This window comes from uncultured Gemmiger sp., from assembly GCA_944388105.1.
Lineage (GTDB): Bacteria > Bacillota > Clostridia > Oscillospirales > Ruminococcaceae > Gemmiger.
Genome location: CALXHN010000070.1, coordinates 1 through 11,187, shown reverse-complemented (window position 1 = coordinate 11,187; position 11,187 = coordinate 1). Strand labels below are relative to the sequence as shown.

Below are 11,187 nucleotides of genomic sequence, written 5' to 3'. Positions count from 1 at the left end.
GGTCAGCGTCAGCGTGTTGCCCTGGGCCGCGCCATGGTCCGTAACCCGGCGGTCTTCCTGCTGGACGAACCTCTGTCCAACCTGGACGCCAAGCTGCGTACCTCCATGCGTACCGAGATCATCAAGCTGCACAAGAAGCTGGCCACCACCTTCATCTATGTTACCCATGACCAGACCGAGGCCATGACCATGGGCGACCGCATCGTCGTTATGAAGGACGGCGTCATCCAGCAGGTCGATACCCCGCAGAACCTGTACGATTATCCCTGCAACGTCTTCGTTGCCGGCTTCATCGGCAGCCCGCAGATGAACTTCCTGGACGGCACCCTGAAGAAGAGCGGCGACCAGTACATCATCGACCTGGCCGGCACCGACATTCCTCTGCCCAAGGCCAAGACCGCGGACGGCAAGCTGGACGCTTACGTCGGCAAGACCCTGAAGGTCGGCATCCGTCCCGAAGACATGAAGGACGACGAGGAATTCCTGGCCAAGCATCCCGATACCAAGATCAACGCCGAAGTGGAAGTTTCCGAACTGATGGGCGCTGAGATCTACCTGTACCTGACCTATCAGGGCCAGAACCTGATGGCTCGCGTTGCCCCGACCTCCAAGGCTCGCCGCGGCAGCAAGGTCGTCATGGCCATGGATGCCAACAAGATCCACCTGTTCGATCCCGATACCGAACTGACCATCCTGAACTGATCCGGTATCACAACAGAACCATTTTGAACGGCGGCCCCGCCTATGCGGCTGGGCCGCCGTTTTCGTAAAATCATTTGGAACAGGAAACATCATCATGCGCATCACCGAACTGCTGAGCCCGCAGCGCATTGTGCTGGGGGCCAAAGCGGCCGACAAAGCCGCTGCCATCCACACCCTCACCGGGTTGCTCAACGCCGGAGGCTGCCTGCGTGACGCGGCCCTCTACGAGCGGGAAGTCCTGGACCGGGAAGCCCAGGGCTCCACCGGCGTGGGGGGCGGGGTGGCCATCCCCCACGCCAAAAGTGCCGGCGTGGAGAAGCCCGCCCTGGCCGCCATGACCCTGTGCGAGGACCTGGACTACGGCGCCCTGGACGGCGCCCCGGTGCGGCTGATCTTCCAGATCGCGGTGCCGGACACCGACGCCAACCTGCATGTGGCGGTGCTGGCCGATCTGGCCCGGCTTTTGCTGGAACCGGATTTCTGCACCCAACTGATGGAGGCCCCCACCCCCGAAGCCTTTTTGCAGGTCATTGCCGCCCGGGAGACCCCCGCCGCGGCGGGGGACCCGCCGCCCCACGAGCCGCAGCCGGCCCAGGGGCCCTGCTCGGTGCTGGCGGTGACGGCCTGCCCCATGGGGGTGGCCCACACCTTCATGGCGGCGGAAGCCCTGGAACGTCAGGCGGCTGCCATGGGCATCTCCCTCAAGGTGGAGACCAACGGCGCCGACGGACCCCAGAATGTGCTGACGCCGGCGGAGATCGACGCCGCCAGCTGCATTGTGGTGGCGGCTGACCGCACGGTGGACCTGAACCGGTTTGCCGGCAAGCCGGTGCTCATTGTGCCGGTGGCCGAAGCCCTGCGCCAGCCGGAGGCCCTGCTGCGGCGGGCGGTTTCCGGCGGTGTTCCGGTGATGAATCCCGGCGGCCGGGAGGAGGACAGCTTTTTCCCGCCGCTGTCGGAGGCCCGGGACGGACTGCGCACCCGGGGCCGCCATGTGTACCAGCACCTGATGAACGGCATCAATCACATGATCCCCTTCGTCACCGGCGGCGGCATCCTGATCGCGCTGGGGTATTTCCTGGACCGGGCCAATGTGGGGGACCTGACCTTCGGCAGCGGCACCTCCCTGTCCTGGCTGGTCACCCAGGTGGGGCAGCTCACCTTCCGCATGATGTATCCCATCATGGCGGGCTTTGTGGGCAGCGCCATGGCCGGTCCGGCCGCCCTGCTGCCCGGTATGATGGGCGGCTATCTGGCCTACCTGGGCATGACCATCGGCCCGGAAAGTGAGTGGATCTCCTCCGGGTTCTGGGGCGCCCTTCTGGCCGGGTTCGTATCCGGCTGGGTCATCCGGGGTCTGCGCAAGCTGTTCAGCCGGTTCCCGGCCGGACTGGACCCCCTCAAGACCACCCTGCTCTACCCTGTACTGGGTCTGACCATCATGGCCCTGTTCATGGTCACCGCCATCAATCCGCCCCTGGGCCACTTCAACGACTGGCTGTACCAGTGCCTGGAATCCATGCGGGGCGGCAGCAGCATCGTTTTGGGAGCTGTGCTGGGCGGCATGATGGCGGTGGATTTCGGCGGGCCTGTGAACAAGGCGGCCTACCTGTTCGGCACCGTCACCCTGGGCGCCGGCCAGGAACGCTTCATGGCTTCGGTCATGCTGGGCGGCATGGTCCCGCCCCTGGGCGTGGCACTGGCCTGCACCCTGTTCCCCAGCCGGTTCAACAAGGCGGAACGGCATTCCTCCCTGATGAACTATCTGCTGGGCGCCTCCTTTGTCACCGAGGGTGCCCTGCCCTTCGCCCTGCGGGACCCGCTGCGGGTGATCCCCAGCTGCATGGCAGGGTCGGCCCTGGCCGGGGCGTTGTCCATGCTCTTCGGGTGCGGTGTACCGGCCCCCCACGGCGGGCTGTACCTGCTGCCCCTGGCAGAGAAGCCCTGGCTGCTGCTGGGCGCCCTGGTCCTGGGTTCTGCCCTGACCGCCGGCCTGCTGGCTCTGCTGAAGCATCCTGTGACGGAAAACGAATAAACGAAAAAACCACCCCTGCGGGAGCATCCCGCAGGGGTGGTTTTTTTCAGGCGGATCAGCCGTTGCCGTCCGTCGGTTCTTCAAAATTCAGGCGCTCTTCCTCCACCACCAGAGGCCGGTTCATGATGCGGGTGTTCATGGCCATGATGTACTCACCCAGAAATCCCATGAAAGCCAGCTGGACGCCGCCCATGAAAAAGACGGCGATCATGGTGGGGGCATACCCGGCGGCGAAGCTCTGCCAGGAAACCAGCTTGGCGATCAGGAAAAACAGGCCGAAGCAGAAGCTGATGAACGCCACCCCGAAGCCGAAGAATTCGGCCACCCGCATGCCCACTTTGGTGTAGCTGGTAAAGCTGAGCATGGCGGCGTCGAACAGGCTGTACCAGTTGTTGTGGGTCTTGCCGGCACGGCGGCGGGGCTGTTCGTATTCGATCTCCTTGCGCTCGGGGCCCAGTTCGGCCACGATGCCCCGGATGAAGGGGGTGGGATCATGCAGGTCCCGCAGCGTACGGATGAAGCTCTTGTCGTACAGACCGAAGCCGGTGAACTGCTCGATCATCTCCACGCTGGACATCTTGCGGATGGTCTTGTAGTAACAGCCCCGCAGGAAATAGACCAGGCCGTTCTCCTGGCTCTTGGTCTTTTTGCCGATGACGATCTTGTAGCCCTTTTCCCATTCGGCCACGAACTTGGGGATCATCTCCACCGGGTCCTGGAAGTCGGCACAGATGGTGATGGTACAGTCGCCGCTGGTATGGATCATGCCGTAGTAGGGGCTGTTGAACTGGCCGAAATTCTTGCAGTTGAAGATGGCCTTTACATGCTTGTCCTGGGCGCAGATCTCCCGGATAATGGTCCGGGTCCTGTCCTGGCTCTTGTTGTCGATGAAGAGGATCTCATAATCATACTGGGGCAGGCTTTTCTGCAGCTCGTCCCGCACCGCCTCATAGATGGGGCGGGCGTTTTCCTCCTCGTTGTAGGTCGGGATCATCACCGAGATCACTTTTTTAGCCATGGTTATCCTTCCTCACCCATTCAATGGTTTTGCGGATTCCTTCTGTAAATCCGGTCCGGGGCACAAAGCCGGTGTCCTGCGTCAGGGGGGCAATGTCCGCCTGCAGGTACATGACCTGGTTCGGCCCGTAGGCCACCTGCCCGAATCCCAGGGGCAGGGCGGGATCGATGGCATCCCGCAGGGCCAGGATGTATTCCCGCAGCGGGCGGGCCTGTCCGCTGCCCAGGGGATAGACCGCCCCGTTTTGGCCGCTGCGGGCCATACGGTAAAAGGCCTCGGCGGCGTCGGCGGAGTAGAGGTAATCCCACTTCTGTTCCCCCTGGGTCAGGGGCGGGCATTGTCCGGCCAGCAGAGCCCGGATGGTCCCGGAGATCATGGTGGCGGGGCCGTCGTGGGGCCCGTACACCGAGAGGACCCGGGCCCACACATGGTCCACCCCCAGGGCGGCGGCTTCCGTCCGGCTCATGAGGCCGGCACACAGCTTTGCCATGCCGTAGCCGTTTTCCGGGTTGGCGGGGGTATGGGGTTCCAGCATGCCTTCCACCCGGCCATACTCCGCCTGACTGCCCGCCCCCACAAAGACCCGGCAGCCCAGGGCGGCGGCCGCCCGCACCGCGTCGATGGTATACCGGATATTGTCGATCTGGGCGGGCATATCATTGCGGCCGGGGCCGATGGTATGGGCCCAGGCAAAGTGGAAGAAGGCATCGGCCTGCCCCACCTTGCGGGGCAGGGAGGCGTAGTCGGCGGCGTCACAGTCCACCTTGTGCAGGTTCCCGCTTTCCGGCAGGGACGCGGCCCGGGGGCTGCCCGGGCGGCAGACCGCGTACACGGTCAGGCCGTGGTCCAAAAGGCATTGGCACAGCGCCGTGCCGATGGCGCCGGTGGGGCCGGTGACCACGGCGGTTTTCAGGGTACGTTCCATGGCAGGCGCCTCCTTATTCTTCCGGCATCAGGGGGATGAACATGTTCCGCTCCAGTTCCTCCCGGGGCAGGAAGGGGGCCAGGTCCTCCAGCGGCGGGCTGACCAGGGTGCCGTCAGGCAGGCGCTTGGTGCTGCTCTTGGGTTCCCAGACCTGCTTGGTATCGGTGAAGATCTCGCAGAAGACCGCGCCGTCCACGGCCAGGGCCTGGTCCACCGCCTCCTTCATTTCGGTGTTGGAGTGGGCGCACAGGTAGGGGTAGCCGAAAGCTTCGGCCAGCTTTTTGTATTCGGGGAAGGACAGGTCCCCGGATTCCGGCCCGATGCCCACCTTGCAATGTTCCTTGAACAGGTTGTTCTGGGTCAGCCGGATGGAATGATACCCCTGGTTGTTGATGAGGAAGATCTTGACAGGCAGACGGTTGGTCAGGATGGTCTGCAGTTCCTGCAGGTTCATCATGATGGAGCCGTCCCCTTCCAGGCAGATGGTGGTCCGGCGGCCCCCGCCGATGCAGGTGCCGATGGCGGCGGGCAGACCGTAGCCCATGCTGGCCACGGCGCTGTTGTTGGCCATGCGGCTGCCTTTCTGGATGACATAGGCCTGGTTGCCCACCACGCAGCAGGCGCCGTTGGACACGGCGGTCAGGCTGTTCTCCGGCAGGCGGCTGCTGAGATACCGCACAAAGGCGTAGACGTTGGCGGTCTGGCCGTTCTCCTCCCACTGACGGGGCAGCACGGCCGGGTAGTCCCGCTTCCAGCGGCGGCAGGTCTCCAGCCAGGATTCCTGACGGCACACCGGGGCCAGGGGCGCGGCGGCGGCGTCCAGTTTTCCCAGGAAATCCGCCGCGTCCGCCCAGACCGGCATCTCCACATGGAGGGTATGCTTTTTCAGTTCCGCCGGGTCGATGTCCACCATGATGACCTTGGCCGCCCGGGCCCAGGTTTTCCAGTTATAGCCCACCTGCCGGATGGAGATGCGGGTGCCCACGGCCAGGATCAGGTCGGCATTCTGGATGGCCCAGTTGCCGGGGCGGTCGCCCATGTTGCCGGCACGGCCGCAGTACAGGGGGTTGTCGTCCTCGATGAGGTCCACCGCGTTCCAGTAGGTGACGATGGGGATGTTCAGCTTTTCAGCCACCGAGCGGAAGGCATCGTACGCCCCGGACAGCCGGATGCCGTATCCGGCGTGGAACACCGGGCGCTGGGCGCCGGCGATCAGGTCCAGCACCTGCTGAATGGTGGCGTCCTCCACCGGCGGGGGCAGCCTGGCGTCGTCTTCGGCGGGGTCGTAGCCTTCCAGGGTATCGGTCTCGATGTAGCCGCCCTGGTAGTTCACCGGGATGTCCACCCACACCGGGCCGGGGCGTCCGGTGGTGGCCAGGTGCCAGGCCTTCTCCAGGATATAGCGGATGCGGGTGGGGTCCTCCACCATGACGGCGTATTTGGTCATGGGGGTGACCGACTTCACGATGTCGTATTCCTGGTCCCCCACCGCCCGCAGGGGCAGGCCGTCGGTGAACTGCATGGCATAGCGGGCGGTGGTGTCGTACCGTACCTGCCCGGAGACCACGAACATGGGGATGGAGTCCAGCCAGCCCCCCAGCACGCCGGTCAGGGCGTTGGTGCCCCCCGGGCCGGTGGTGACGCACACCGCCGCGATGCGGTTGTCCAGCCGAGCGTAGGCCTCCGCCGCCATGGCGCAGGCCTGTTCATGGTGGTTGTAGGTCACATGCAGACCGGGATGGTGCCCGAAAGCATCATTCAGGTGCATGGCACCGCCGCCCACCACCGAAAACACATCGGTGACACCGTGGGCGCACAAGAAATCGGCCACATAATCGGCCAGACGCTGACGCATAATGAACTGCTCCCCTTTTCTTTAATAATTTCGCGACCAGACCCAGGCAAAAATGCGCAGAAACACTCCGCGAGGCAAAATCCGGTACAACATCTTTTCTGCCGTGAACAAAAATCCTTTTTTCGGCTCCGCCGCAGGCAGATCTTTCCAGGGTGAGCGCTTTTTCCATTCCTCATAAAGCGGTTTTGCCGGATGCAGATTGTCCCCTTTTTCCCAGGGATAATTTCCCAAAAAGCGCAGGAAATGAACGATAGCCGGGTGTTCTATCCCCGTTTGCAGTTCCTGCGGGGTATAGAAGGAGGCCGGCTGCCACCGGAACACAGAAAAATACTGCTTGACCGTATATGCCAGATGGATTCCCTGCAGATTGTAGCAGACCGGCAGACGAAGGATCCTCCCCCGGAAAAAGTCATTGAGAAGGTCCTGGTCATTCAGCGCATAGCGGCTTACATTGCGGGCCAGATGCGCCATCATCTGCTGCTGCAAATTACCGGGCCGCCAGACATCCAGATCAAACAGAAGAACCCCTGCATTGTAGTAAGAATCGTCTTCTCCCATACCCAGGCGCTTTCGGTCATGGAAACAAAGCGAATCGCAAACAGCTCCCACCGGACAGTCTTTCATGTCCATCTGCATCAGCTCAGCCAGACTGCCGCAAACCGCCGTATCCGAATCGATCCAAAGGAGGCGGTGAACATGTTCCGGTATCTGTTCCAGAACAAAAAAGCGCAGCCAGGTTGCCATGGATCCATTCCATCCGGCACAGTTATAAGCATGAATCCGTTCCACCGCTTTCTCTGTATCGAGAAAAACGATGTTTCGCTGGTAATGGTGGACCAGATCTGTCATTTTCTGCACCGTTTCAGCAGAAAATTCCATCGGTGCCAGATAGATGGTCACAGAATCCGCCTGTCGGTTGTTTTCCAGCAAAGAGGTGATGGACACCCCTGTGTGGGGAGCATAATTTTCATCGCAGGCATATAAAACATTCAGTTCGTATTGTTCAGTCCTGCTCACGTTTTTCCTCCTCTTTGCAATACACGGTAAAGAGCGGCCGCTGGTGCCAGACAGTGCAGGCGCATGAGAATCACCAGCACCAGAGATTTATAGAACGTATTGGTGCGATAAGGCGAACGAGCACGGCTGTAGAGAAGCGGATTGTTCAGGCAATCCGGCATGGCACGGTTCAGCAGGGCGGTCAGTTCCCGCAGCTCCCCACCGTTGCGGGTGGAAAACACATCCGCCAGATAGATACGCATGACCACCGCCTGCAGCTGCCAGGCATCCTCCTGCCCCAGCTGCGGCAAAAGCTGCGCGGTCAGGGCCGTGATTTCTCTGAAAAGGTTCAGATAGTACCACCGGGACGTTCTGTCCTTCACGGAGGAGGTGGACTGCCCATTGTGGTAAAAGTTGTATACGACCTGATGGACAAACGCCGCCTGCCCGCAGTGGGCGTTGAATCGCTCGATAAAATCAAAGTCATCGGGATAGCAGTCCGGGCGGAACCATATATCCTGTTCCACATACACCGCCCGCCGGTACAGGCAGCCATGGTGCTGGAACTGATTCCATTTGGAAGGATGCGGCGGCACCTCCTCCACCTGGCCGGTCTCAAGAACCCCGTTGCCCTTGTCGGTCACATTGCGGAATCCGGCAATGATCCGGTCTGCACCGGTCTGTTTTGCTTTTTCCGCCAGCAGTTCCAGACAGTTGTCGTCCATCCAGTCATCTGCGTCACAGAGCATCACATACTCGCCCCGGGCATTTTGCAGGATGCGGTTCTTGTTGGCCATCACCCCGCCGTTTTTCCCTTCCACCAGGCGGATGGTCATATCCGGGTGATTTTCCATGAAGGAGCGGATGACGGCTACCGAATCATCGGTGGAACCGTCATCACAGTACAATACCTCAAAATCCCGGAAGCTCTGCCGTTTGATGGCCTCAAAGGCGCGGGGCAGGAACCGGGCATAGTTATAACTGGCAATGCCGATGGTGATAAAGGGTGTCTCTTTCATCTTTGCAGTTAATATCCCTTTCTACTAACCGGTGCGACCTCCGTTAAAAAATCTCTTTTTCTTACGTTGTTGCCCAATCAAGAAATCGCTGTGTATCATGTTCAAATTTTTCCTCTTCATGCCGTATCTTGTTGCGATATGTATCAAAATCCTGTCGGCATGATTCATAATTGTTCAAAATAAAACGAATTTTCTTTTCCACATCCGCCAACGGCATAACGCCTTGGTCGATCTTGTATTGGGAAGGCACGGGAATATCAAATTCGTTTTTTGCCGCCCCTCTTTTACCTGTAAGTATACAGCAACCACTGATTGCCGCTTCTCTGGGAATCCGGTCTTTTCCTGGATGTTCACCAAAATCAATATACAGTTTGCTTGTCTGCATTACATGGCTCATCTGATCAGGGGTCATCCCCTGAAGCGGCTGCCATTCCAGGTCCACCATCGCAATCATAAGCTGTTGTGTATACTCAAATCCTTTTTTGGGATTATATAACACACGATTTTGTTTGATCTGACTTTGTTCTTTGTACGCGTTTTCAATAAAGGCATGATTCAAGTAATCGGAAAGTTCCATTTGGCATTCCGGCTGTATGCTCAACTTCCTTAAATGTTCCCGGGCATAATAACTTTGATAAAGATGCATTACATGACAGTCTGTCAAAATCGGAGCAAAAAGTCCGAACCCCGTGTTAATTCGGTAACTCCATTCTTTTTTCTTTTTATAATAATTGTCTACGCTGAGCCACCAAATCACCTTTTTAACTTTGTGATATCTGCGCAGCAGATGGGTTCCAACTTCCGGTACAACAATAGTATTTTCCGGCGAATCCAGTATTTTATCCGAAATTGGATTTTCGTAAGAAGCATAGCGGTCTGAAACCTGTTGGTTTGGTTTTACTATAAAATAGGAATAGTAATAAACCATGGACGCCGCTCCGCCCAGGTTTCGAATTTTCATACAAAGCTGTTGTAAAAGTTCCGGACCACCAGAAGCCGCGTTACAAGGTGCGAAAATGTAAATCATGCGTCTTCCTCCATTTAGGAATAAATAGCTCTTCTGTTTTCAGCTTTTGTTCTTTGCAAAAACCGAAAACACGAATTTAAGGGCAGGATCCTTCAAGAACGCAAGTTCCAATAGATAGACAGCAATACAGGGAATTACGACTATCACAAGTCCCCATATTCCTTGCGGAGCAATACCATTTATAGCTTCACCCAAAACAGCCACAGGGGCAGAACATAGACAGTAACGCACGAACAAGCGCCCAATCGGCTTAAAGTTCAATACCTCATGTACCGTATATGCTTGTATACAGGGAACGCACGTCTCCGCTATCACAGAAGCAATGGCAGCTCCTAAAGCACCAAAACGCGGAATCAAAAACGCATTAAATCCCACATTAACTATGGAGCCAATCATGACAGACCGTGTCAGGTATGTTTCTTTTCCGGTAGGAACCAGATACTGCATTCCTATTACGTTGCTGATACCAATGATAGGTATCAAAAAAACAAGAATATACAGCAGCGGAACAACCTCCTCAAACCCGTTCCCGTAAAAAATCGGTACAAAGCGTTCTGCCACCAAAAGGACGCCAACCACCACCGGGCATGCCAGACAGAATATCACGCGGAAGGAAGTCTGCAGCATTTTTTCGATTTCGTCATATTTTTCTTCCCGCCATAGGATAGCTACCCGCGACGCCATAACCGTCCCAATTGACGTAGTCAATGTGGTCAGCACCCGAATAAGTTTCTGGGCCTGTTCATAATAGCCGTTCTGTGCATCAGATCTGGTTATCACACCAATCATGGTTTTATCCAAAACCGTATAGACCTGAATGGCCACCTGGGCCACAAACAGGCCCAGTGCCGGTTTCAGATGCTGCCCAAAAGCAAGGGGCCGCACCACGGCGCCGCGCTGCAGGTACCGGGGCACAAATGTCCATTGGGCCAGGTTGCCGGCCACCGTCATGCCGCAGTAGATCACTACATACATGTTCAGGTCCGCCGCCGTGCGCACCAGCAGGAAGATCAGCGCCACGCTGAGAATCTTGCAGATTCCGTTGCACTTGGTGATGGTGGCAAAACTCTCTTCCCCCTGGAAGAACCAGGAGATATCAAAAGCCACCCCCAGCAGCTCAATGGCGGACACCAGGTACAGCACCGGGGCGCCGCAGGCGGGCAGCACCACCACGCCATACACCGCCAGAGCCACCGCCGTTGTGACAACGCGCAGCAGGAAAATCTGCCAGAACGCCTGGGTCTGGGCCGCCGGGTCGGTCTTGAGGGAGGCGATCTTCCGCTGACCGTACAAGGTGGTACCCAGCGTGGCCGCCAGCACAAAGTAGGACACGATGGACTGGGCAAAGGAATACCGGCCGATGCCTTCCGCCCCCAGGACCCGGGACAGGTAGGGGGTGGTGACCAGCGGGACAATATACAGCAGGATCTGATACACCAGATAGAAAATAAAATTTTGTGACAAAGAATTCTTTTTCATATTTATTGCGCTATGTTGTACCGATGTTTCACTGCGCTGCTTCCCGAATGACCCGGGCCATATAGTCGATCATGGCGTCGGTCATGCCGGGGTACACGCCCACCCAGAAGGTGTTGTTCATGATGAAATCG

General features: G+C 58.5%; 9 protein-coding genes. 2 read left to right on the top strand and 7 right to left on the bottom strand.

The window, feature by feature from the left end; all coding sequences use genetic code 11:
* A partial coding sequence (locus tag Q0K17_RS08305) for a TOBE domain-containing protein (RefSeq protein ID WP_294542111.1) occupies positions 1-702 on the top strand: 702 nt, incomplete at its 5' end.
* Positions 703-796: 94 nt separating this feature from the next.
* Positions 797-2,737 carry a fructose-specific PTS transporter subunit EIIC gene (locus Q0K17_RS08300; RefSeq protein ID WP_294542109.1) on the top strand — a complete coding sequence of 647 codons (1,941 nt, stop codon included), beginning with the start codon at positions 797-799 and terminating at the stop codon, positions 2,735-2,737.
* Between the two features lie 55 nt (positions 2,738-2,792).
* Here Q0K17_RS08300 and Q0K17_RS08295 read toward each other — a convergent pair whose 3' ends face one another.
* From Q0K17_RS08295 to Q0K17_RS08265, 7 genes are all read right to left on the bottom strand, one after another.
* Complete coding sequence (locus tag Q0K17_RS08295; RefSeq protein ID WP_294542107.1) at positions 2,793-3,755, bottom strand: glycosyltransferase family 2 protein; 963 nt, start codon at positions 3,753-3,755, stop codon at positions 2,793-2,795.
* On the bottom strand, positions 3,748-4,680 hold the full coding sequence (locus tag Q0K17_RS08290; protein ID WP_294542105.1) for an NAD(P)-dependent oxidoreductase: 933 nt from the start codon (positions 4,678-4,680) through the stop codon (positions 3,748-3,750). The genes Q0K17_RS08295 and Q0K17_RS08290 overlap by 8 nt, the downstream gene beginning before the upstream one ends.
* A 13-nt stretch (positions 4,681-4,693) precedes the next feature.
* On the bottom strand, positions 4,694-6,535 hold the full coding sequence (locus tag Q0K17_RS08285) for a thiamine pyrophosphate-binding protein (protein WP_294542102.1): 1,842 nt from the start codon (positions 6,533-6,535) through the stop codon (positions 4,694-4,696).
* Between the two features lie 21 nt (positions 6,536-6,556).
* Positions 6,557-7,552: a glycosyltransferase family 8 protein gene (locus Q0K17_RS08280; RefSeq protein ID WP_294542100.1), complete on the bottom strand. Its 996-nt coding sequence runs from the start codon at positions 7,550-7,552 to the stop codon at positions 6,557-6,559.
* On the bottom strand, positions 7,549-8,550 hold the full coding sequence (locus Q0K17_RS08275; protein ID WP_294542098.1) for a glycosyltransferase family A protein: 1,002 nt from the start codon (positions 8,548-8,550) through the stop codon (positions 7,549-7,551). The genes Q0K17_RS08280 and Q0K17_RS08275 overlap by 4 nt, the downstream gene beginning before the upstream one ends.
* A 61-nt stretch (positions 8,551-8,611) precedes the next feature.
* The gene (locus Q0K17_RS08270) at positions 8,612-9,577 is read right to left on the bottom strand and encodes a hypothetical protein (RefSeq protein ID WP_294542095.1); all 966 of its coding nucleotides are present in this window, start codon (positions 9,575-9,577) and stop codon (positions 8,612-8,614) included.
* Positions 9,578-9,616: 39 nt separating this feature from the next.
* Entirely contained in the window at positions 9,617-11,056 is a 1,440-nt protein-coding gene (locus tag Q0K17_RS08265) for a flippase (protein WP_294542092.1), read from the bottom strand.
* Positions 11,057-11,187: the final 131 nt, after the last annotated feature.

Bases quoted from the DNA above. Each gene is read 5' to 3' on its own strand.
- Q0K17_RS08270 (WP_294542095.1), bottom strand. From the start codon at position 9,577: ATGATTTACATTTTCGCACCTTGTAACGCGGCTTCTGGTGGTCCGGAA.
- Q0K17_RS08285 (WP_294542102.1), bottom strand. From the start codon at position 6,535: ATGCGTCAGCGTCTGGCCGATTATGTGGCCGATTTCTTGTGCGCCCAC.
- Q0K17_RS08295 (WP_294542107.1), bottom strand. From the start codon at position 3,755: ATGGCTAAAAAAGTGATCTCGGTGATGATCCCGACCTACAACGAGGAG.
- Q0K17_RS08300 (WP_294542109.1), top strand. From the start codon at position 797: ATGCGCATCACCGAACTGCTGAGCCCGCAGCGCATTGTGCTGGGGGCC.
- Q0K17_RS08290 (WP_294542105.1), bottom strand. From the start codon at position 4,680: ATGGAACGTACCCTGAAAACCGCCGTGGTCACCGGCCCCACCGGCGCC.
- Q0K17_RS08265 (WP_294542092.1), bottom strand. From the start codon at position 11,056: ATGAAAAAGAATTCTTTGTCACAAAATTTTATTTTCTATCTGGTGTAT.
- Q0K17_RS08275 (WP_294542098.1), bottom strand. From the start codon at position 8,550: ATGAAAGAGACACCCTTTATCACCATCGGCATTGCCAGTTATAACTAT.